The following is a 25,273-nucleotide window of genomic DNA, read 5'->3' as shown; positions in this document are numbered from 1 at the left end:
AATTTTAAATATATAAATATTTCGACAAGATATAATGATAAAAGTTGATGAAAATAATAACTTTTATCATGAAGTGAATTAATTTCAACATAGTTTTAGATAATCATTTTTTCGTGTTCACAAAGTTGTCAGAAAATAAACGAGATTTTCATATGAAGTTCAAATAGAATTCACAACGATCAATTATTATAAGAACACACAGATAATTCTTTATCTTTTATATAAACCATCCCCCAAGGAGGACAATGAAAATGAGAAAAAAAGTGAGAAAATCGTTTAAACAATTATTAATTGAAAATAAACAATCACTATTAAATAATAAAGAAAATATGAAAGAAATTGAAGAGAGAATTGAGAAACGACATGTAGCATATAGTGGTGCCAGTAATTAAATAAAATAAAAAAGATAGCCTATGTAGGCTATCTTTTTTATTTTATATTGAAAAAACGCTATTCAGCTCTTTAATTTTGTAAATATGCAAGATATTTTTATAGCGTTTTTCTATCAATATTACTCATTTTTCGAGGTTGAAATTGGTATATACCAATTTTTGAGATTTTCTATTCAAAATATTACAAAAAATGTTACAATACACTCAAATTTATACTATAAAATCATTTTAATATGAAAAATTGGAATGAAAAGAAAGGAGAGGAATATGAATAAAGATGTCGCTTTGAAATGATTATTATCATTTCATTAGGAGTTGATGTAAAAAGATGAAAAGATACGAAGAATTGGACTCTATAAGAGGGATTTCTTCATTAGTAGTAATGATTGGTCATCATTTAATGATTTTTTCAGCATTTCAAAATTACAGTTATGAAGATAATAAACCATTTGTTGTGTATCTATTAAAAGAAACGCCTGCTCGTCTAATTTTTAGTAGTGGTAACGAATCAGTTATTATCTTTTTTGTTTTGAGCGGATTTGTTTTGTATGAATCTATTCAAAAAAACTATAGTAGCTATGGGTCATACCTTTTAAAACGTATATGCAGAATATATATTCCTTATATTGTGGCAATAATTATAGCTATTGTATGCCAGATTACAATTAGTGAATATGGTATTTCTTATTTAAGTGAATGGTTTAATCGCTCATGGACGATTGAAAGTTCTTCAAGCTTAATCGCACAACATATTTTATTGGTTGGGAAATATAATACAGATGCATATAACGGTGTGATTTGGTCACTTGTCCATGAAATGCGAATATCAATAATTTTCCCGTTAATTTTGATGATTTGCTTACGAAAAACGTTAAGGTGTTCATTACTATTATTGTTTAGTTTTAGTATATGTTCTGTCGTAATATTATTTTTGTTTCGCTCGGGCTTAACATTAACAAGCTATGCATTAACATTGCATTATACGGTGCTGTTTTTACTAGGGGCACTAATTGCGAAGTATAAAAATAAATTAATAGTTTTTTATAGTAATTGTACTAAAAACACGAAAATTGCATGGTTTTTATTTGCGATTTTACTTTTTATGTACGAAGGACTTATTGGAGAAATGAAAGTGCTCAATAATTTTATATTTCGAGACTACGTAGTGGCGATAAGTGCATGTTTATTTGTCATATTAAGTTTGTCAATATCAACTTTGTCGTCCTTGCTACATAATAAATATTTGTTATATTTGGGGAAGATTTCTTACAGTCTTTATTTATACCATATTATATCGTTGTTTTCCCTTATATACATGCTCCATGAAATATTACCGTTGCCTATTATTTTAATTTTTTCATTTGTTTTTTCGTTTATACTTGCAATGCTTTCGTATGTATATGTAGAAAAATTTGCATTCGGAGTCGGAAAGTATGTAACAAAACAAGTGGATAGAAGAGAGAAAGGGTTATCTGTAAAGAGTGAATTGCAGGATGTTATTCAGAAAAGGGCGGTGAAATAATTGAAGCAAGAAATGAGTATAAAAGATTTTCAACAATTACTGAAAAGAAGATTCGTAACGATTATTTTAACGATGTGTTGTTTAACCGCTTCTTTAGTTCTTATCTCTATGTATGTTTTAAAGCCGTCATATCAATATTCAACGCAAATTCTTGTTGGGAATTTAGATGAGTTTAATAAGGAAAATTCAACAAATAAAACACAAGAAAATAAGCAACTAGTAACATCGTATGTTGATATTTTAAAAAGCCCATTAATTATTTCAACAGTCAAAAAAACTTTGAAATTAGAGCAATCAAGTTATGAATTAGCACAAAAAATCTCGGTTGTGAATACGGACAACTCACAAATTGTAACTGTTACAGTAAAAGATTCCAATCCGAAAATCGTGAAAGACATTGTAAAGACATTGGCAGAGCAATCACAAAAAAGCTTTCAACAGTACACAAATGTACAAGGGGTGAAAGTATTAACTGATCCTGAGTTACAGGAACAGGCTGAAAAATTGTTTCCGAAATTTCAACTGATCATTCCTATTTCTTTAATTGTTAGTTTTTTTGTTGGGATAGGTTTAGCTGTATTTCAAGATTATTTTGATGAACGTATATACACGGAACAAGATTTAGAGAAAATAACAACAGTCTCTGTTATTGGTCACATAAATATGGAACCAAATAGAAAAAAGAAACCTACAGAGGTTGATAAAAAATCATCTATATATCGAGGTGAACATGTCGATGTTTAGGACAAAGAAGCAGCTTCCATTCAATTTGCATGATGATCTGATGAAAGAGCAGTTTTATACGGTGTATCACGAGCTGAAAAAATCCGGAAAACAACTGTTCACAGTTAGTTCAACGAAGGACAGAGGTGTTGTTGCCTCGCTTATAGTAAATATGGGTCTAGTGTTTGCGGAAATGAAAAAAAAGGTGTTACTTATTGATGTGAATTTTTCTGACCCTAAACTACATGTATTATTACAAAGTGATCACATGATAACAGTAAACGATATAATAAGCTCTTCCTCCTGCAATTATGAATCTTTTTCTAGTAATTTGTCTAATTACTTATATTGTATTCCTGCAAAAAAAACAGTACATACAGGGACGCCTTTAGTTGCTATGGATGAATTTGATAATGCGATTGCTAAGTGGAAAGAAGATTTTGATTACATTTTCGTTTATTCTTCTGAAGTATTTGAACTTCCTGCTACGCACATTATTGCAGGGAAATGCGATGGAGTGGTTTTAGCAGTTAAAAAGCAAAAAGATTCATTACGTACAGTGCAAAAAGTAATAGCGGATATAAATAGGAAAGAATGTGAATTAATAGGTATAATTTTATATTCTTGAATGTGGGGGTAACGATCCATGATTCGTGAAACAAATCAAGCCAAGTTGTATACGATTCCGGCTCAAGAAAAGCCTAGCATATTGAATCGAAGTGTAAAACGCTTGTTTGATATTATATTTTCAATCATATTGTTACTATTAACAATACCAATTATGTTGTTCTTTTGTATTATGATTACCTTAGAAACATCAGGGGCTCCAATATACTTTCAAGAACGTTTAGGTATAAACGGGAAGAAGTTTAATGTATTTAAATTAAGGTCGATGGTAAAGGATGCTGAAATGAACGGACCACAATGGGCAAAAGAACATGATCAAAGAATTACAAAAGTTGGATTGTTTATAAGAAAAACGAGAATTGATGAATTACCACAGCTCTTAAACATTTTAAGAGGAGATATGTCTTTTGTAGGCCCTAGACCAGAGAGAGAGTTTTTTTATAATGAGTTTGATGCGTATATTCCAGAATTTAAGGAACGTTTAATAGTAAAACCAGGATTAACAGGATGGGCACAAATAAATGGAGGGTATAATCTTGATCCAAAGGAAAAGTTGAGGCTGGACATGGAGTATATTGAAATGAAAACATTTCGGATGGACATCCGTATTTTATGTAAAACCGTTTTAATTGTATTGAACGGTAATGGTGCAAGATAAATATATATGTAAACAAACAACATATGTAAGTAGGTTACTTGCAAAGGAGAACTTGTATGGGTAGATCTATTCTAAGCAATATTATCCATCTATTTTATAGTACGATTTTAGCTAACCTTCTTCAGGCCGTCAGTTTAATTGTTTTAGCAAACTTTTTTAACGCACAACATTATGGGATGTTTAGTGTTGCCATAGCAGTGACGTTTGTTATGTTATTTTTTACAGACTTAGGACTTAGTAATACGTTTCTTCGAGAAGGGGCAAAGGATGGAGCAGATTTAGAGAAGATTTTATCATCGTATATAAAAATAAGGATGATTCTACTTATTTTTATTTCTATCATCGGTTATATTGCTATTCATTATATGTATGCGGATAAAAATTTAATTTATATGATGATAAACGTAATGTTTTTCATGTTAATAGGATTAACTTGGCAAAACATAGGGATTGCCTATTTTCAACTGACGGAACGTATGAAGTATATAGCGCTCATAAAAGTTGTATCAGCATCAGTTGTCATTATAATTACATGTTTTTGTATTTTCGGAGAGTTACCGGTGTATGTAACAGCTCGCTTATATGCTTTTGGGTATATGATTGGTGGTTTATTCAGTATATATATCATGAGAAGAAAGACGAAAATGAATATGAAAGTCGTAATTCATAAAGCGTTATTTTGGCAATTAACTCCCTTTATTATTAGCGGTTTTTTAATAATGAGTACGCCACAATTAGCGCCTATCTTGCTTAACTATACATTGCCATTAAGTATGGTAGGTGTTTTTGCAGTGGCGTACCGGATGCCGGCAGCTTTATATCAAGTACCAGGGGTAATTGCAGGTGCATTTTTTCCGGTGCTCTTTAAGCATTATAACCAGAATAATATAGAAGAGCATACGAAATTAAATTTACTTCAAATTAAATCAATGGCGATTGTAGGAATATGTATGACGATCGGTTTATATCATTTAGCACCATACTTTATTTCTATATTTTTTCATGAAGAATGGAGGAATGCAGTAGAACCACTCCAAATATTATCATTTCTTATTGTGCTACAAAGTTTAAATATTGCCATTGCTGACGGTTTAACGACGAGTGGTTGTCAAAATAAGAGGACTGTTGTGCAGTGTGTAGCATTGGTGATAGGTGGGGTTATGCTGTATAGCTTTAGTAGTCTTGGTGGAGTGAGAGGAGCGGCATACGCTATGGTTTTATTTGAAATAGTCGCTTTAGTGGGATATATAGCGGTAAGTGTAGTGAAGAAAAAAATTGTATTCCAAATTGTAATACCGTATACAATTTATTTTGGTGTAACCTTTATTGGAGTGCAATATATATTGCATACATATCATTTAATTGCGCTTGTTCTTAATATACTAATTGTAGTAGCTGCCATATTCCTATATGATTATGAGCTAAAAAAACTTCTTCTTTCTTTTATAAGAAAAATACGCAAAAAGGATTATATTACGAAACAGGGGATATAGCCTATGGAAAATAATATGAAAGTATCAATGGGATGGATTATTCTTCTAATATTATTTGTCATGTTAAGTAAATACAATTTATATATTGGATTTTCATTGAAGATATATATGATTTTTTTAGTCATATATTTTTGTTTAACAATTAAAGACTTTCATATTCAAAAGTTATATTTTCATGAAGTTATATTTTTACTGTTTTATTTCATTTATTGTTTAAGCGGAATTCTTTCTATGTATTTAAATGCTAGTATTCGTATGATTTTTGGCGTGCTACTTGTTTTAGGATGCTATTTTATAATGAGAAATTTATTGGGGAATACTGAAATAGTGGTACTTGAATCATCTATTGCTTATGTAGGAATAGTATTTAATGTTGTAAGTCTACTACTCTATATAATCGGTTTACAATACTTTAGTTTATACGGTGGAGAAGAGAGAGAAATTTTTGCTGGATTATTAGTTGATAGAGGATATCCACGGTTAATTGGATTGCTAGATGATCCTAACATTTTTATTTTCTATAATACAATATTTTTTATGTACTATATGACGAATTTGCAAAATATCACTAACATCTTAGGGTTAATTTTATGTGTTACGACGAGTCTATTAACCTTTTCAAGAGGGGGAATATTAGCGCTTGTGCTTGTCATTTTTGTATATATATGTATGTCTAGTTTCGCTAAAAAAATAAAAATAATTATGAGTTTAGTATTGTTTAGTGTAGTTATTTTTAGTTTATCGAATAGTGTAATGGGGGGCCAATTAGATGACATATTAAATAAACGAATTTCTGATTTTTCCCATGATAATGGAAGTGGTAGATTTACATTATGGGAAGCTGCTTTTAAATATTATTTATCCAATCCATATATCGGAATTGGTGCGTTTAACTTCTCGAATTATTATGAGTATCAATTTAATGAAAAATTATATGTACACAATACATTTTTAGAAATTTTGTCTGAGTCGGGTACAATTGGTTTTCTTCTATATAGTGCGTTTTTATTCATATTAATGTTTAAGTTAGCGCAGCATACTTTGTTTCGTGAAAAACCATACCTTCTATTGACTATGATTGCATTTTTATTTCAGATGATGTCATTGTCACTCATTATTAACGAAGCGTTCTTTTTATTTTTAGCAGTTGTTGTGAAGTATATTTCAATATATGAAGGAAGGGGAAAGATAGATGGTAAAATGTCTATCAGCACATAATAAGGCGCCTCATGTTTCTGTAATAACACCTTCTTATAATAGTAGACGATTTATAGGTGAGACAATTTTATCTGTACAGAATCAATCGTATGAAAACTGGGAAATGATTATCGTTGATGACTGTTCAACCGACCAATCTGCCGCAAAAATTAAAGAGATAATAGAAGGAGACTCACGTATTAGGTTATTATCATTAAAAGAAAATGTTGGTGCTGCTAAAGCTCGGAATTTAGCGATTCGAGAGGCGAGAGGAAGGTACATTGCCTTTTTAGATAGCGATGATATATGGTTGCCGCATAAATTGAAGACACAATTGTTATTTATGGAAGAAATGAATATTGCTTTTTCATATGCGTCGTATAGTTTAATTGATGAAAATGGTAATGAATTAAATCGCGAAGTGAGTGTACCAAAATCTGTTGACTATCATTATTTAGTAGGAAATACAATTATCGGGTGTTTAACGGTGATGATTGATCGTGAAAAAATTCCGTATGTCGAAATGCCTAGTGTACAGCCGGAAGATACAGCGTTATGGCTGAACTTATTACATGAAGGGCATGAAGCAAAAGGGATACAGCAAGTATTAGCGAAGTATCGAATTGTAGCAAATTCTGTTTCGAGAAATAAAGTTAGAGCAGCTTTTCGGTATTGGAAATTATTAAGGGACCAAAAAAGTCTTAATGCAGTGCAAAGCTTTTACTATTTTAGTAAGTATGCTTATCATGCTTATAAAAAAAATAAAATCAATGTAGTTGGGAAGACGCAATTATGAATATACTGTTGATGACTGATAAATTGATAACTGGCGGAGCCGAAAATTATTTCTGTAAATTAGAAAATAATTTGCATTATGAGGATTTTAAGATTTATACAGCTGCAGGTGATGGAGAACTATATGAATCCCTTACTAGAAAAGAAAATTTTATCTTACTTAGTCGATGGAATCATTTGAGAAATATTTATTATTTACGAAACGAAATTTGTAAACGAAAGATAGAACTTATTCATGCAAATAGTTTGCGAATGGTATTATATGCTCTTCTACTTCAAAAGTTTATTAAAAAAAAGATGAAAATTGTTTATACGAAACACAATGTAACGATATTAGAAAAGAAAATGCCAACGCTTTTTCGGTATTTCATGAATAAATATGTGAACAATATTATTACAGTAAGTGAGTTTGAGAAGAATAATTTAATTTCAATTCATGTAGCAGAAGAAAAAATAAATACAATTTATAACGGTGTTGATATTGAAAAGTTTTTATTCCAGCAGAAAAAGAAAGAATCTACATATAAAATAGGGATATTAGCTAGATTATCCAAAGAGAAAAACCATCAACTATTTGTCAAAATTGCAAATGTGTTGAAAAAGAGAAATGATTTTATGTTTTATATTGCTGGTGATGGACCAGAGAAAGAATCGATTATGAAAGAAATAGAAAAATATGGATTGCAGCAAAGGGTGAAGATGCTAGGGAATATTTCAGAGCCGCATGAGTTTATAGGGAATATGGACGCCTTACTTTTATTATCTTTTCGTGAAGTGTTTCCAATGGTAGTAATTGAAGCGATGGCTACAGGGACACCAATTGTTTCAATAGATGTTGGTGGAATACATGAAGCGGTAATAGATGGAGAGTCAGGTGTTTTGATATCTGAATATTGCGAATCGGAATTCGCAAGTGCGCTTGAGGAACTACAAGGGAATGAAGAAAAGGTAACTGCTATTAGATTGAAAGCACGAGAGAAAGCAATGAGATATTTCTCGTTAACTAAAATGATAGAGGAAACGAAAAATATATATGAATTAAACAAATGACCGAGTAGGTCGTTTGTTTTTTTTATTATAGAAACTTTTAAGAGACAACTCACATATTATATGAAAAAGGTAATATGAGGAGTGAATTTATTTTGTCAGAATATATTTCATCCCAAGAAGATTGTGCGCCAGAAAGTAGCGTTCATATTGATTGTTTTGGCGCAGTTCCAAACTCGGGAAATGATAGCTCATTAGCAATTCAGCAAGCTATTGATTATTGTGTAGCGAATCGAATTTCGACGGTTAGAACTACAGGGATAAATACGTACAAAATTGTAAAGCCGATTGTTATTAAATCAAACGTAAGATTAGAGTTGGATCCTACCGTAACACTGCAAATTGATGGGGATTTTAATGCATTTGAGCTACAAAGTAACGCTTCGATAGTTGGTGGTACTCTTCAAGTTATAAATCCATTGTTTCAATCTGCTGTTATTTATGTTTCTGGTTCACAACAAATCGAAGTACCTAATCAATCTGTTATATCAAATATAAATATAATAAATACAACTCCATCGTATAAAGGAAAAGCAATACATTTTTATTGTCAAAAGGCATGGGATTTTATTAGTTTCTTTCAAGTTAAATTTATTCAAATTAAAAACTTTCAAACTGCAATACATTTGAAGACAGAATATATAAATGATATCAATACACCTTGCTGGATTAACGCCAATGTATTTCAATCTATATTTATTGATGGATGTGTGTATGGGATTGAAGTAGATGGAAATAGTGATTTGCCAAATGAAAGTTCAGGAAATACGTTTCATGATATTCAAGTGCAATGTAGACAACAAACGGAAAAAGTAATTCGTTGTTCAGGTGCGTATAATACATTTGATTGTATGATCTGGGATACGTACCGGATGAGTAGTGAACAAATTGTTATTGAATTTTCTTCCAATTCTCATCGTAACTACCTTTTTTCAAATCTGCTTTCGACAACTATTGTAGATAAAGGGCAATACAATGTTTGTAAGTCTACTTATGAAGAATCCCTACGAATTCAGTTACCTTTGACGTTAAATAGACCTCATTTAATAGGAAATCAAGATGATATTTTAGTAAATGCTCAGCAGAAATATAACGTTAAGCAAGTAAGTGGAAAAGTGCCGTACGGGGGAAATCTCACAAATTGCTTTAATTTAATAGATGAACAAAGTGTAAACTATATTGACGTTCCAGATAGTAATCCAGTTGTAATTGAAATGGATTTTACGAAAAAACCAATACAAATGTTAAATTGTTTTGGAATGTATTTTGGATGGGGAGAGAGCCCAAAGAAAATTAAAATTGAATATGCATTAAGTGCAACTGGAAGTTGGGTTATCGCGTTGGATGTTCCATTAAATGTTGGCGATACAATTATATCGAATATGAAGGCCAGTCAGTTATATAAAGTTAGAATTACATTAAGTGGTTATTCTCAAGATCATAAACGTTTTCGAATTAATCGTATCTTTGCAAGATCTTCTATGGAAAATGGGAGTGCTTGGTTAGCGACGACTGGCGGAAGAATGTTTGGAGATATTGAAATAGAGGCAAGTAAAGGTATAATCATGAAGACTGCTAGTGGAGTGAAATGGAAAGTTACTATTAATGAAGCTGGCCAACTTATTACGACTAAAATAACTTGAGATGGTGTTTAATCGTATATCCTTGGACGAGTTACAACGTAGTGGGATATAGGTAATGAAAAAGAGATTGTAATTTGGTTTCAACCAAACTACAATCTCTTTTTTGTTTCAATTACTTCCACCAAATCCAAGTCCAAAGGTAATTTCGTACATTTCGAGGAGTAATGCGAATGAAGCGTTCACCGTCAAAGAAGCAATTTAAATTTGGAAGTGCTTCATCTGGATTTTCTGGAACAAAGGTGACGATGTTTTCGTTACTTGTAACGGTTACTGTAATTGGTGGGTCGGTAGGCGAGACTTGAAGTTGTAACGAAATATTGGCCGTATTTTTAAAGGGATTATTAACAGGGGGGCTTATCACTTGTACTGTGAATAACACGATAATTGTTTCGTTTGGTTCCAAATTAGTAGCGACTAGGAAACCGATATTCGGATTCGCTAGTGGAGAGCGTTCACCGTTAATAAAGACAGTGCCATTTATAAATTGTAAACCTGCTGGAATAGTATCTTGTAACGAAATATTTGAGAGTGAAATTTCAGAAGTATTTGTAATGCGTACCGTGTAATCAAAATATTGATTTAAATAAGCTGAGCTGACGGAAGCATTTTTCGTGACTGTTGCAGTTATAAATTGAACTGGTATACGAACGATATTTGAATTAACAATGAAAGTAATAATTGGATCCTGTGGTGTCAACTGAAAAGCAGCGGTAACTGTTGCAGAATTTATAATTGTACTGTTTGAAGGAATAGAAGTTGCGAGAACTTGAAATGTTATAGTTGCTACTGAATCTGCAGGTAAAGAGCCGATATTAATACCAGTGTCTGGACGAACATTTGTAACGGGAGTACCGTTAATTGTTACGCTGTTTTCTATAAATGTTGTACCAGCTGGAATGCTGTCTATAACAGAAGTACTGATTGTCGGAATTGGGGAGTGATTAAATACCGCTAATGTGAATGTAATGATATCTCCTATAACGACAATAGATTTGTCAGCTGTTTTTTCAATGTCAACCATCGGATCAACGACTGTCGTTGTAACGGTATTTGTTTGCTTTGTAATCGTAATAGGAGGTTGGATTGGACCGACAATAGGCGTATAGGAAATAGTAGCATCGTTATTGATTGTAGATTGAAGAGTAGAAGAAGAAATTGTCACTTGGAATGTAATAATAACAGATTCATTTGGAGCAAGATTTCCTAACGTAATACCATTTTCCGGATTCGCATTAGGTTGATTGATTCCGTTAATCGTAACACTACCAATAACAAATGTCGTATCTGCTGGTGCTGTGTCTACTAAAAGAAGGTCTTCGATAATGATATTACCATTATTAGTAATCGTGATGGTATACGTTAAAGTTTGACCGGGTAAGGCACTTGTGAAATCAACAGCTTTTATCGCAATGACATTATCATTTTGGACAGTAGTTGTGACGGTGTTTGTTGTAGTCGTATTTGTAACAGGTACGTTATTTGGGTTGACTATATAGTTAAAAGTAGTAATTGCGTTGTTGTTTAGTTCATTTGGTGTTGGAATAGAAGTCACAGTTACTTGGAATGAAACGATAGCATCTTCACCAATAGTTATAGTACCAATTGGTATGCCGCTTACTGGATTCACTCCTGAAAGAGTTTCTCCGTTTACAATGACGCTATTTTCTATAAACGTAGTACCTTGAGGAATAATATCTTGAATGATTACATCATTTACTGCAACATTACCGGTTTGATTTAGTGTAATCGTATACGTTAACGTATCACCAACCGTTGCAAATGCAAGGTCAACAGCTTTATTACTATTCAAATTTGCGTGATTAATTTCTGTTGCGGCAGCTGATGAAATAATAGTTTCGGTAATAGGTGGTCGATCTGGTAACGTGTATTCATATTCAATTGTACTCGTGTTAGAGATTGGATTTGTTTGTGGAATCGAAGTAACCCTTACTTGGAATAGAATAGTTGCTGTCGTATTAGGTGGAATGGTATCAATTTGTATACCGTTAAGAGGATTGTCATTTGGCCGAGCGTTGCCGTTCACGATAACACTATTCTCTATAAAGCTCGTATTTGCTGGGATAATATCTGTAACAATAATGTTTTCGACTTGTATATTTCCGTTATTTATGATGGAAATTGTATAAGGGATGATAGTTTGTAAGTCAGCATATTGGATAGGTGTTGTTTTTGTCGCAATTACATTAGCGGAAATAACTTCAGTGAAGGTAATATTGCTAGTCGATATTTGTTCTTCCACGTTAATTGTATAACGAGAAGTTGATTGATTTTGAACATGACCGCTAGCAGGAAGAGCTACGACGGTAACAGAAAATGTGACTGGGATAGAAATGTTAGGAGCAATCGTTCCTACAAGTATACCTACACTTGGATTGGCGTTAAGCTGAGGAATGTTATTTACTAAAACGCTACCGTCAATAAAGGTTGTTCCATCAGGTATATTGTCTGTAAATACAACAGCAGTGGCATCCGTATTCCCTGTATTCGTTAAAGTTGTTGTATAAGTTAAAATGTCACCAATCGTTACAGAGGTTAAATCAACGGTTTTAAGTGAAACGATATCAGCATCATTAATTTGAACGAAAGTAGTATTGGAAGTAGTAGATTTTTGAATTGGTGCAAAGTCAGGATTGAAAATAAAGTCGTAGACAATGTTTGCAGTATTAGGTTTTGGATTTACAGTAGGTAAATTCGTAACGGAAACTTGGAATGTTATTGTAGTCATTTGACCTGCTGCGACATTAGGAATGGAAAAGCCGATATTCGGATCTGCTGCAGGAAGTACAGTATTATTAACTATTACACTTCCTGGAATAAATACTGTTCCATCTGCTATAGTATCTGTAAAAAAGATGGAGTTAGTTGTAGCCGATCCATTATTTTGAATGAATACTGTATATTCAATGGTTTCATCAATAGTAGCTAATACAGTATTAGCAGATTTTGTAGTAATAAGAATAGCATCAATAAATTGTATGTTTGTAGCATTGGAAGAGGTCGTTTCTGAAATTGGTGGTGTGCTTGGGTCTCGTCGATACTCATAGTGAATGACGGCGATATTATTAATGTTATTTTGTGGCGGTATAGAAACTACGCTTACTTGGAACGTAACAATAATCGTATTATTTGGAAGAATTATATCAAGATTGATACCGGTAATTGGATTTTCGTTAGGTCTTGGTACGCCATCTACAAGAATGCTATTTGGAACGAATGTGGTGCCAGAAGCAATTGCGTCAAGTAGGAGAGTATTTGTAATAGGTATTGTACCGGCGTTTGTAACTGCGACTGTATATGTGATGATTTGACCGATACGTGTAATGGATCTGTTAGCGGATTTAATTGCACTAACATTTGCCGTTCGCACTTCAGTATTTACTGCATTTGATAACGATCTACGCTGAATAATTGGAGAACTAGGGTCAATTTGGTATTCGTACGAAGTGTCTGAAATATTAATGACTGTATTGCCCTCTAATATATTTGTAAGTTGTACTTGGAATGAAATAGTGACTGTTTCATTTGGTTGTATCGTGCCGAGAGTTACTCCGTTTTCAGGATTCACGCCAGGCTGAATTACATTATTTATTGCTAAGCTATCTTCAATGAATATAGTACCTTCTGGAATATTATCAATGAACACGATATTGTTAGCCGGAACGGTTCCTATATTTTGAAGTGTATTTGTGTAGGTAATCATTTGCCCGATTGATACGAAATTTACATCCGCACTTTTAACAGAAATAATATTTGCATTTTGAAGTGATGTTGTAACAATGTTAGAATTTGCAGAGCGATTTACTGGTGGGGCTGTAGGAATACTTACATATTGGTAAGTTGCTGAAGATTGATTTACAATTTCAGTTTCATTCGGTGGATTATTTGTTTGCACTTGAAATAGTATCGTTTTGGAACTGTTTGCTGGAATTGTTCCAATCGGTATTCCGTTTTCAGGATTTACACCTGGCTGAAGGACACCATTAATTGTGACACTATCGGGAACGAATGTAGTCCCAGCAGGGATAGAATCTGTGAAATTAATATTTATTGCGTCAACATTACCGATATTTTTCACTTCAGAAATATAAAGTATAGTTCCACCGATATCTACAGTTGTTGGATTGGATGTTTTTGTAATTGCCAATTGTGCTTGCACGAAATTTGTAATAACGATATTACTAGTAGATATTTCAGTAATAGGCGGTTGCCCTGGGTCTGGTTGGATTGTATATGTTGTATTGGATTGATTTGTAATCGATTCTTGGGAGAATGAATCGTTAATAAGAATTTGGAACGAAATAAGGTGAGTAGCGTTTGCTGCTAAAGTAGGTAAAGTAACACCTACATTTGGATTGGCATCAAGTATAGTTGTTCCGTTAAGTGTAAAACTATTTTCTACGAATGTAGTATCTTGGGGGATCGTATCTGAAAATATGAGATTCGTAGCTGGAATATTTCCGGTATTTTCTAGTGTTATTGTGTAAGTCAAAATATCACCTGTTGTTGCTTGCTGTGCATTGACTGCTTTTAAAGAAAGGATAGTCGCATTCGAAATTTGTGTGAAAGCAGGATTAGACGTAATTGTTCGAGAGATGATAGGAGCAGTTGGATCGGCGATAAAAGTATAGTCAATACGGGCTGTATTAGAAATTGGGTTTACGCTTGGAATAGATTGAACGATAACCTGGAATGTTACAGTGACGATTTCTGACGGTGTGATGGAGTTTAATGGTATTCCTACGTTAGGATCAGCATCTGGAACGGAAACGCTATTAATAGTTACGCTATTCGGAATAAAGGCAGTTCCTTCGGGGACCAAATCTGTTAAAGTAACTGTATTTGCAGTAGTATTTCCGTTATTTTGAACGACTACTGTGTAAGTGATTGTACCGTCAGTAGATTGTACGAGAGAATCTGTACTTTTAATTACGGATAACGATGCATCAACAACAGCTGTATTAACCGTATTAGACGAGGATGTTGCTGTAACAGGAGGTTGACTTGGATCGACAATATACGTGTAACTTGTAAGTGCTTGATTTATAATTGCTCCTTGTGGTGGAATAGAACTTGCAAGAAATTGGAACGTAATAGTAGCGGAATCACCTGGTGCGATAATACCAACGGGAATACCGAGAGTTGGACTTGCATCTGGAAGTGAAATCCCGTTGAGCGTAACACTATTTGGAACAAATAATGCTCCTTCAGGAACTCCATTAATGAGTAATACAGAGTTTGCAGGGAAGTTTCCAGTATTCGTTAATGTTGCTGTATACGTAATTATATCCCCGATAGACACAATTGAACGATTTGCTTGTAAAACAGTTGTAACAGTCGCGTTATTAATTTGTGTTGAAGCGCTATTAGAATTTATCGTGCCTGTAACAGGAGGAGAGGCCGGATCAACGATGAATGTGTATTGAATAGATGCTACGTTTGTAATCGGATTTGAAGGTGGAGTTGATGTAACTATGACTTGGAAAGTAACGGTTAAGGAACTATCCGAGCTAATTGTTCCGATATTCACTCCGTTATTTGGATTTGCACCTGGAATGGTACTTCCATTTACAGCAAAACTATTTTCAACAAAGGTTGTTCCTGCTGGAACTGGGTCTGAGAAATTTACATTCGTAGCGTTTGTATTGCCGCTATTTTGAATCAAAACTGTATAAGTGATCGTATCTCCAATATTTGCAAAGGCTGTATTAGCAGTTTTTACAGCTGAAAGTATTGCTGTATTAATAGAAGTAACGAAGACATTCGTTTCCACATTGCCAGGTTGAGCCAGTAATGCATTGCCTACGTTATATTGGAAGTTAACAAATCCTAAGTTTTGGAGTTCAGGTGTGAACGTTGTTGGATTACTTACGATTTGTACTTGGAATATGATTGTAACAGTTTGATTTGGATTGATTGTATTTATGCCAACACCGTTAATAATCGAAGCGGATGGTAATGGAGTGCCATCAACAATAACTGATCCTGCAACAAATTGTGTCCACGATGGTAAAGGGTCTGAGAATATAGCGTTGTTAGCAGGAATATTGCCTGTGTTCGTAATAGTCGTTGTATACGTAATCGTATCACCAATCGTTGCAAAAGTTTTATCTCCTATTTTAATAGTATTTAAAATAGCACTTTCAATTTTTGTTGTAACGTTGTTAGAAATAATATTTTTTGAAACTGGGGGATTAGCTGGATTAACGATATGTTGAAAGCTAACGCTAGCTTGATTAGTAATTGGATTTATAGGCGGAATTTCATTGGCGATAATGTTAAATGCTACGATGACAGATTCGTTTGGCGCGATATCACCGATTGGAACGCCTGTAATGATATCTGCATTTGGGATGCTAGTTCCGTTCAGTGTAAAGCTATTCGGTTCAAAGGAAGTTCCGTCTGGAATAAGGTCGGTAAAAATAACATTCGTTGCACTTACATTTCCGCTATTTGTAATTGTAACGGTGTAGGTAATATCCTGCCCGATATCTACCGTAGATACATTTGAATTTTTTTGTGCAGTAAGGATAGCGCTATTAATTTGTGTTGTCGTTGTATTAGATTGATTGGAAGTTGTAATAAGTGGCTGGCTAGGATCAACGACATAATGATATGTGGTAGAAGCAGAGTTAGAAATGGGATTAAGTGTTGGAAGTGTAATAACAGTTGCTTGGAATGTAACGTTTGCCGTATTACCACCATTAATGGAACCAATATTTACACCAGTTGATAAATCGGCGTTTGGAATGGTTTGCCCATTAGCTGTGAAACTATTTGGAACGAAACTTAAATTGCTATCAAGAATATCGATAATAGTTACATCAGTTGCGGTCACATTTCCGGTATTAGGAAGGTTAAGTGTAAATGTTATTGTATTACCAACATCCGCAAAAGTAAGATCTGCTGTTTTGGTGCTAATAATAGTTGCGTTGTTTATTTGAAGGAGTGTAGTGTTGGAAGTAGCTGCACTTGAAACGGGAGGATTAACAGGATCAACAGTAAATTCATACGTCGTTGATGCTGTATTTGGTGCTGGGTTACTAGGGGGAATATTGTTTACTGTAACTTGAAAGACGATACTATATATTTCATTTGGTGGAAGTGTTGCAAGTAATACACCTGTATTTGGATCCGCGTTAGGTTGTAAAACGCCATCGATAGTTAATGTGTTAGGAACAAATGTGAGTCCACTTGGTAATGCATCTGTGAATACAATATTAGTTGCATCGGTATTGCCTACATTGGTAATAGAAGTAGTATAAAAAGCAGTTTGCCCGATATCTGCAAAGGATACACTTTCATTTTTCGTCATAGACAATATTGCTTCGTTAATTTGGGTTGAAACAGGATTACTAATTGAAGTTTCTGCATCAGGCGGTGAGACTAATTGATACGATGTTGATGAGAAATTTACAATTGGGTTTTGGGTTGGTAATGATGTTACAGTAACTTGGAACGAAACTGTTACTGTAGTCCCGGCTGTTATTGTCCCAATATTCACACCGTTCGATGGATCCGCCCCACTTTGAGGAACTCCATTAATAGAAAATGTGTTTGCAATAAATGTAGTGACACTTGGCACGGTATCTGTAAATATAACATTTTGTGCAGATGAGTTTCCATTGTTTGTTAAAACGACAGTATAAGTGAGTGTGTCTCCAATACGGCTAAAGGATTTATCGACTTGTTTTAATGAAAGAATGTTAGCTGTATTAATCGTAGTAAACACTGTGTTTGAAGTAACGTTTCTTGAAACGATCGGTGCATTTGGATCAGCGATAAATGTGTAAGAAGCAGTAGCGGAATTGGCTACAGGATTTTGGTTTGGTGTAGAAGTAGCAGTAACTTGAAATACGATAGATATTGAGTTGTTAGGAGCAATTGATCCGATTGTTATACCTGTATTAGGATCGAGTCCGATGTGTGTACTGCCATTGATTGTGACACTATTCGGAATGAAAGTTGTGCCGTCTGGAATAAGATCAGTGAAAGTAATATTCGTTGCATTTGTATTGCCATTATTCGTTAAAATGGTTGTATAGGTAATAGTATCACCTAGTGTAACAATTGTTTGATCGACCGATTTTACCATCGTTATCATAGCATCTAGTACCGGATTTGTAACGATATTCGTTGAAGTAGAAGTTGTAATAGGAGCGGCACTTGGATCAACAGTATAAGAGTATAAAATTGTATCGTTATCCATAATTGAACTTGAAGGAGGCACAGAAATAACATTTACTTGGAAAGTAACGGTTACTGTTTTACCAGGAGCGATATTTGGTATAGTTACTCCGAGCGCTGGCCGTGCACCAAATTGCGGTATACCATTGATTGTGAAAGAATTTGGTATAAATGTAGTGTTAGCTGGAATAGCGCTTGTGAATGTAATATTGGTTGCTGTTGTATTTCCTGTATTTGTAATAGTAGATGTATACGTAATCGTATCGCCAACAGAAATAATGGATTTATCAGCATTTTTTGTGGTAGTTAATATTGCGCTATTTATTGTCGTAGTAACGGTATTCGATGAAGCAGTTTGAGTTATAACTGGTTGATTTGGATCGACAATATGCTGAAATTGTACAGAACTAAAATTAGAAATTGGATTTATACTTGGAATGTTTGTAACAAGTACGTTGAGAGTAATCACGGCCGTTCCATTTGGGTTTATATTTCCAATCTGAATCCCTTTAGATGGATTTCCGATTTGCTGTGTACCAGAATCGTTTGTAAGAGTGCCAGATATGAATGTCGTCCCATCAGGTAAAGTATCCGTGAAAATTATATTTTGTGAAGTGACATTTCCAGGGTTACTTAATGTAATTGTATAAGAAATTGTATCACCAATCGTTGCGAAAGTTTTATCTACAGATTTGATTGCCACAATTTCTCCAGAATTTATTTGTGTCGAAACAGAATTAGATGTCGTATTTCGTGAAACAAGTGGTAAATTAGGTCCTGTCATAAATTTATAATCAATAGAAGCGCCGTTTACAACCGGTGAGTTTGGTCCGCCTGGTCCAATTGTGAAAATTGGATTTGGAATGCTAACTACTTGCACACGAAAGGTAACATTTATAAAATCTCCTGCAATAATATCTCCAATTGGTATCCCGTTCGCTGGATTTACTCCAGGTAATAAAACTCCGCCTACTCGAACGCTATCTTCTATAAATACTGCGTTATTTGGAATCGGATCTGTAAAAATGATATTCGTAGCAGTTGTGTTTCCTACATTTTCTAATAAAACTGTATACGTTAAAAATGAATTTCCAGGTGCTATGTCAGAAAATAGCCGATCCACACTTTTCGTTGCTTGAATAATCGCTTCGTTAATTTGAACTAAAGTTGGATTACTTGTAGCTGTTTCTGTCACCGGCGGCTGGGTAGGATCAACAATGATCGAGTATGTCGTGCTAGACTGGTTCAAAGTTGGATTTGTAACTGGTATTGAGCCAACGATAGCTTGAAAGCTAATTGTTGTCGTTCCTCCAACTGGAATTGAGTCTAAAGAAATCCCGCTATCTGGTCTAAATCCAAGTTGTGGGATGGTATTAATTTGTACGCTATCAGGAACGAATGAAAGTTCAGGTGGTAATATATCGATAAAAACAGGTGTGTTTGCGGCAGTATTTCCGCTATTGGTGAGGGTAGTTGTATACGTAATTGTATCTCCAACAGCAGCAAAAGCACTGCTTGCAGTTTTTGTTGCGATGACAGAAGCAGTATTTACTTGTGTAAAGGTTTTATTAGATTGAACTGTTCGTGAAACTGGCGGTTCATTTATATCTACAATAAAGCTATATTGAAGCGATGATTTATTCGGGATTGGATTAGGGTTTGGAAGTGTTGTAATGTTTACTTGAAAACTGAGTGTAGCAGATGCATTTGAATTCAAGTTACCAATATTGATACCGTTTTGTGGATTTGCATTCGGAACGGTTACACCATTTATCTTAAAGCTATTTGGGATAAAGGTAGTACCGTTTGGAATTGTATCAGTAAAAATAATGTTGTTCGCAGTAGTATTTCCGTTGTTTGTAACAGCTGAAGTGAATGTAATTGTATCACCAATTGTAGCGAAAGTTGTACTAGCGCTTTTATTTATTACTAAAGTAGCGTCAATAATTGGTGTAACTGTTGTATTTGTTACAGTGCTACCAACAGCAGGGGATTGGTTTGGATTTACGGTATATTCATAATTTACAAGAGCATTATTTGTTAATGTGCCACTAGGTGGTATCACTAAAATTTGTGCTTGAAAAGTAATGAATACAGTATCTCCTGGCGAAATATCTGCCAAGTGAACACCAAGTGATGGATCTAATCCTGGTTGTGGAACATTATTGATCGTTACGGAGTTTTGGATAAATGAAGCTCCTGCGCCAAGCCCATCTGTTAAAACAGTTGCACTAGCAGGGATATTACCTGTATTTGTTACTGCAATCGTATAAGTAACAATATCACCAATTGCAGCTGTCGGTGTATTCACAGACTTAGTAGCGACAATAGTAGCGTTATTAATTTGAGTTGTTATTACGTTACTTAACGTATTGGCGGATGCTGGAGGTAAGTTAGGATCTACGACATACTGGTACGTTGTATTACTTTGGTTCGGGATTGGATTTGGATTCGGGATAGAATTTACTTGTACTTGGAATGAGATGATTGTATTTGCATTCGGATTTATTGGGTCGATTGCAATTCCGCTTGCTGGATTGACATTAGGCAGTGTATTCCCATTTACAGTAACACTATTAGGAATAAACGATGTTCCGTTTGGAATTACATCTGTAAATATTACATTTGATGCAAGTGTGTTCCCGTTATTCGTTAAAGTAGTCGTGTACGTAATAATATCATTTACGTTAGCAAACTGTTTATCTGCAGATTTAGTAGCGGCAATTGAGGCGTTATTAATAGTTGTCTGTACAGTGTTAGAAGCAACCATCTGCATCACAGCAGGTTTGGATGGATCATACGTATATTGGAATGTTGTGCTTGATTGATTTGTAATTGGGTTTACAGCAGGGATAGTTGGTACAAAAACTTGAAATGCAACGGTGCGTGATGAATTCGCTCCTATCGTACCAATTGAAATGCCGGTGGCAGGATTTGCGTTAGCTACAGGGACATTATTAATCGTTACAGTATTAGGAATGAAGAGGGTACCCGCTGGAATGATATCTGTAAACGTTACATTAGTAGCAGAGATATTCCCGTTATTTGTTAAAATAGTTGCATATAGTATGACATCACCAACATCAGCGAAGTTTGTGTTTGTGAGTTTTGTAGCAACGATATTAGCAGTATTAATTTGTGTAGTTACTATATTGCTAGCAGTGTTTCTAACGAGAGCGGGTAAGTTTGGATCAGCGATAAAGCTATATTGAAGTGAAGCGCTGTTTTGAATTGGGTTTGGTGAAGGTAGCCTATTTGCACTTATTTGAAAAACAATCGTTGTAAAACCACCTGAAGGAATGGAGCCGACTTGAAGACCGGTACTAGGGTCTGCACTTTGTTGTAAAGTACCACCTATAAAAATACTATTTGGTACGATAGTGGAGCCATTAGGGATTATATCGGTAACAATAACATTATTTGCTGTAGTATTGCCAAGATTAGCTAAAGAAATTGTATATGTGATTGGTTGCCCGACATCGGCGATAGTTAAATCTACTTCTTTGACAATCACTACATTTGCTAAATTAATTTGTGTACTTACAGTATTACTTACAGATGTTTCTATAGTTGGTGGATCGCCCGGATTTAGAATAAAGCTATACTGTGTACTAGATGAATTTAATGTTGGGTTTTGTGTTGGTAAAGAGGTGACGGTTACTTGATAAGAGACAGTAAGTGAGCCATTAGCAGCAATGGAAGGTAGTGGAACACCTATATTTGGATCTGCGTTATTTTGGAGTACACCATTAATAAGAAAAGTGTTTGGGATAAAGGTAGTACCGTCTGGATTCGTATCTACGAAAGTAGGACTATCAGCAGAAACACTTCCTGCATTCGTCAAAGTAACAGTATAAGTTAATATATCCCCTACGGTAGCGAACGCTCGGTCCACTGTTTTGGCTGAAATGACATTTGCATCGTTTACTTGAGTAAATGTAGTAGTTGAAGTAGTGTTCTTACTTACAGGTGAAGCGTTTGGATCAACGATAAAGTTATAGGAGATGGAAGCGCTATTTGAAATAGGGTTTGGATTTGGAATACTAGTTATTACTACTTGGAATGAAGCTGTAATTGTAGTATTAGCATTGATGCTACCAATATTGATGCTAGCTGGTGTAACGCCTGGCTGAGTAACACTGTTAACTATAACGCTGTTTGGGACAAAGGCGGTTCCATTCGCAATTGAATCAGATAGTAATATATTGTTCGCTGCAACATTTCCATCGTTAGTAAGAGCAAAGGTGTAAGTTAATACATCGCCAACTTCCGCAAACGTTTTATCTACAGATTTATTAACATGGAGATTTGCTAGTCTAATTGTTGATGTAACAGAATTAGAATTTGCTGTTTTTGAAGTCGGTGGCAAACTTGGATTTACAGTATATAGATAAGAAGCGAAGGCGTTATTAATGATAGGATTTTGGGTCGTAATATTGATGACTGTTACTTGGAAAGAAAGGGTAACAGTAGCCCCACCAGGAATTGTGCCGATAGGTAAAGCAACGAGAGAATCTACATTTTGTAAAACTCCGTTTAGTGTTACAGTACCAGGAGTCAATATCGTTCCGTTTGGAAGTGGATCTGTTAGTTGCACGTTATTAGCGGCTGTATTTCCACTGTTTGTAATAAGGATTGTATAACTTATTGTTTCGCCAATTGTAGCAAATTGTTTATTTGTTGATTTTGTTAATGTTACATTCGCATTGTTAATTTGAGTGGAAACGAGATTCGAAGAAATATTTTTTGTAACAGGTGATTGGCTAGGATTGACAGTATATTGATAAGAAGCGCTTGATCCGTTAGATACGACATTTGACGTGGGTATTGTGTTTACTACTACTTGAAATGCAACATTTTTTGTTGTGCCGCTTGTTATGGATCCAATGTTCACGCCGGTAGCGGGATTTGCACCCACTTGTGTCGTGCCATCTATTGTTAAACTGTTTAGAACGAAAGTTGTTCCAGTAGGGATGATATCTGTAAAAATAACATTGTTCGCATTTGTATTACCTGTACCTGTAAAGGAAACGGTGTACGTTAGTGTATCACCAATATCTGCAAAATTTTTATCTACTGCTTTCGTCATTGTTACAGTAGCATTATTCACTTGAGTGGAGACAATATTTGTCGTATCAGTCCCACTTACTGCTGGTTGATTAGGTACAGGAATGTATTGATATGTTGTTGTTCCACTATTTAATATTGGGTTTGTTTGAGGGATAGAAGGAACGAGCACTTGGAATGAAATAGTAGTAGTGGAATTTGCGGCAATTGAACCAATTGTTATACCATTAGCGGGATTTGCGCCAGCTTGAGTAACTCCGTTCACAGTTACACTCCCTGGAATGAAAGTAGTCCCGCTAGGAATCGGATCCGTATATATCACATTCGTTGCAGCGATATTTCCTATATTAGCTAAGGCAATACTGTAAGTTAATGTTTCACCAATATCGGTAAAAAGTTTGTTAACTGATTTTGTTCCATTAATATCTGCAAGGTTAATTTGTGTTCCAGCAGAGTTACTTGTTGCAAGACCATTAAAAGTTGTTCCTCCGGCGATTGGTGTATATTGAAATGTAATATTAGCAGTGTTAGAGATAGGATTTTGACTTGGAAGAGAAACGACAGTAGCTTGGAAAGTTACTATACGAGAAGCACCATTATTAATTGTTCCAAGAGATATACCAGCCGCAGGATTTGCATTTGTTTGTGGTACGTTATCTACTGTTACAGTGCCGGGTATAAAAGAAGTACCGTTAGGGAGACTATCTATAAAAATAGCGTTATTGGCAGGAAGAAGCCCGGTGTTAGGGATAGTAACTGTATAAGTGAGAATATCTCCAATTGCAGCAACACTTTTATTTACGCTTTTCGTTGCTTGTATATTTGGGGAGTTTATATTAATTTGTAAGCCGACTGTATTTAACATATATGCATCTCCGTTAGTAGTTAAACGGATTGCAGCGGATACTTGTGAGTTTGTTAAATAAGGAGAAATATCAATAGAAGTAATATCCCAGCCCTGTCTTCCTGCTGAGATGTTTGTACTTGTAGAAGCACTTTGATTTCGCGTTCCAAATGTCCCTGTTGTATCTAAGTTTCCTGCAGCATTATTAACTTGAGAACCGAAGAAATTATTTATGGCATTATTTGGCCCAGATAAAGCATTTAATGAACTGAAATTTGGTCCAAATAAAGCTTGATCCCCGGTTAAATCTGCATCTCCTTCGGTAGAACTTAAAAATAATCTCCCGCTTACTGGTCCTCCTGAAGGTGTTAAAAATCCAGAAACAGATACATCGGCACTACCAGTTTCTGCAGAAACACGGTTACCAGCTACATAAATGGTTAAGTTTCTTGCTGGCAATGTCCCATTTTGATAAGCAACGATAAGCGTCCATCCAGCCGAATTAATTGTTCCATTAGAAGCATCTATAGGATCTACAAGTCCAGGAACCGCTCCTGTAGTATAGGAACCAGCACCTCCCGCTTGAATAAGAGTTGTTACGTCTGCTGAACGAGTGTAAAAGCCAAATGTAATAGAGTTTGAAACGAAAGTTTGATTTGAAGCCGTAACAGCTGAAGGAGTAATCGAGTATGTTGAAACAGGTGTTGTAAAAGAAACTGGGTTTCCTAATACACTCGTAATGTTTTGATCACGAGATAAATAGTTTCCACCCCAAACGAGTTCTGCGTAAAGAATAGTACTACCAGCAGGGATATTTAAAATAGCGGTAGAACTATTTTGTGTATAGTTTAATGTTGTACCAGCAGGAAAAGTAGTTACTTGTAAAGCGGTATTCGTAGTTGCGAATGCACCAATTGCCCCGATTGTACCAGCACGGTTTTGATTGCTGATTTTACTTAAGCCTAAAGTATTACCTGTAATAGCGAGTGCGCCGTTAGTGGTGGTAGAAAATCGATTCGTAATGGGCATGTTGTCACCTCATTTACAATATAGTCTTGGT

At 34.7% G+C, this 25,273-nt stretch carries 11 protein-coding genes; 10 read left to right on the top strand and 1 reads right to left on the bottom strand.

Features of this window, described 5'->3' with window-relative positions; genetic code table 11:
• Window positions 1–251: 251 nt before the first annotated feature.
• From MR107_RS11880 to MR107_RS11835, 10 genes are all read left to right on the top strand, one after another.
• Window positions 252–392, top strand: a complete 141-nt coding sequence (locus MR107_RS11880; protein ID WP_001228048.1) for an FbpB family small basic protein — start codon at window positions 252–254, stop codon at window positions 390–392.
• Between the two features lie 328 nt (window positions 393–720).
• A complete protein-coding gene (locus MR107_RS11875) occupies window positions 721–1,914 on the top strand; it encodes an acyltransferase family protein (protein ID WP_211477990.1) in 1,194 nt (397 codons plus the stop codon).
• Complete coding sequence (locus MR107_RS11870) at window positions 1,915–2,658, top strand: YveK family protein (RefSeq protein ID WP_000807054.1); 744 nt, start codon at window positions 1,915–1,917, stop codon at window positions 2,656–2,658.
• Window positions 2,645–3,265 (top strand): CpsD/CapB family tyrosine-protein kinase, encoded by a 621-nt coding sequence (locus MR107_RS11865; RefSeq protein ID WP_002100874.1) that lies wholly within the window; start codon window positions 2,645–2,647, stop codon window positions 3,263–3,265. The genes MR107_RS11870 and MR107_RS11865 overlap by 14 nt, the downstream gene beginning before the upstream one ends.
• Before the next feature lie 18 nt (window positions 3,266–3,283).
• Window positions 3,284–3,922 (top strand): sugar transferase, encoded by a 639-nt coding sequence (locus tag MR107_RS11860; protein ID WP_000617648.1) that lies wholly within the window; start codon window positions 3,284–3,286, stop codon window positions 3,920–3,922.
• Window positions 3,923–3,978: 56 nt separating this feature from the next.
• A complete protein-coding gene (locus tag MR107_RS11855) occupies window positions 3,979–5,415 on the top strand; it encodes an oligosaccharide flippase family protein (RefSeq protein ID WP_242292391.1) in 1,437 nt (478 codons plus the stop codon).
• 3 nt (window positions 5,416–5,418) lie between these two features.
• Window positions 5,419–6,633, top strand: a complete 1,215-nt coding sequence (locus tag MR107_RS11850; RefSeq protein ID WP_000429870.1) for an O-antigen ligase family protein — start codon at window positions 5,419–5,421, stop codon at window positions 6,631–6,633.
• Window positions 6,608–7,408 carry a glycosyltransferase family 2 protein gene (locus MR107_RS11845; RefSeq protein WP_000237694.1) on the top strand — a complete coding sequence of 267 codons (801 nt, stop codon included), beginning with the start codon at window positions 6,608–6,610 and terminating at the stop codon, window positions 7,406–7,408. Before MR107_RS11850 ends, MR107_RS11845 begins: the two co-directional genes overlap by 26 nt.
• Window positions 7,405–8,457, top strand: coding sequence for a glycosyltransferase family 4 protein (locus tag MR107_RS11840; RefSeq protein WP_242292390.1), 1,053 nt, complete (start codon window positions 7,405–7,407; stop codon window positions 8,455–8,457). Before MR107_RS11845 ends, MR107_RS11840 begins: the two co-directional genes overlap by 4 nt.
• Before the next feature lie 92 nt (window positions 8,458–8,549).
• Window positions 8,550–10,097, top strand: a complete 1,548-nt coding sequence (locus MR107_RS11835; protein WP_071739866.1) for a hypothetical protein — start codon at window positions 8,550–8,552, stop codon at window positions 10,095–10,097.
• A gap of 112 nt (window positions 10,098–10,209) precedes the next feature.
• Here MR107_RS11835 and MR107_RS11830 read toward each other — a convergent pair whose 3' ends face one another.
• Window positions 10,210–25,242 carry a DUF7507 domain-containing protein gene (locus tag MR107_RS11830; protein ID WP_242292389.1) on the bottom strand — a complete coding sequence of 5,011 codons (15,033 nt, stop codon included), beginning with the start codon at window positions 25,240–25,242 and terminating at the stop codon, window positions 10,210–10,212.
• Window positions 25,243–25,273: the final 31 nt, after the last annotated feature.

The sequence above is a fragment of the Bacillus cereus group sp. BfR-BA-01441 genome, from assembly GCF_022663075.1.
Classification (GTDB): domain Bacteria; phylum Bacillota; class Bacilli; order Bacillales; family Bacillaceae_G; genus Bacillus_A; species Bacillus_A cereus.
The sequence above is the reverse complement of the archived record's forward strand: the minus strand, read 5'-3'. Positions and strand labels throughout refer to the sequence as shown.

Bases quoted from the DNA above. Each gene is read 5' to 3' on its own strand.
- MR107_RS11880 (WP_001228048.1), top strand. From the start codon at position 252: ATGAGAAAAAAAGTGAGAAAATCGTTTAAACAATTATTAATTGAAAAT.
- MR107_RS11875 (WP_211477990.1), top strand. From the start codon at position 721: ATGAAAAGATACGAAGAATTGGACTCTATAAGAGGGATTTCTTCATTA.
- MR107_RS11865 (WP_002100874.1), top strand. From the start codon at position 2,645: ATGTCGATGTTTAGGACAAAGAAGCAGCTTCCATTCAATTTGCATGAT.
- MR107_RS11860 (WP_000617648.1), top strand. From the start codon at position 3,284: ATGATTCGTGAAACAAATCAAGCCAAGTTGTATACGATTCCGGCTCAA.
- MR107_RS11855 (WP_242292391.1), top strand. From the start codon at position 3,979: ATGGGTAGATCTATTCTAAGCAATATTATCCATCTATTTTATAGTACG.
- MR107_RS11850 (WP_000429870.1), top strand. From the start codon at position 5,419: ATGGAAAATAATATGAAAGTATCAATGGGATGGATTATTCTTCTAATA.
- MR107_RS11845 (WP_000237694.1), top strand. From the start codon at position 6,608: ATGGTAAAATGTCTATCAGCACATAATAAGGCGCCTCATGTTTCTGTA.
- MR107_RS11840 (WP_242292390.1), top strand. From the start codon at position 7,405: ATGAATATACTGTTGATGACTGATAAATTGATAACTGGCGGAGCCGAA.
- MR107_RS11830 (WP_242292389.1), bottom strand. From the start codon at position 25,242: ATGCCCATTACGAATCGATTTTCTACCACCACTAACGGCGCACTCGCT.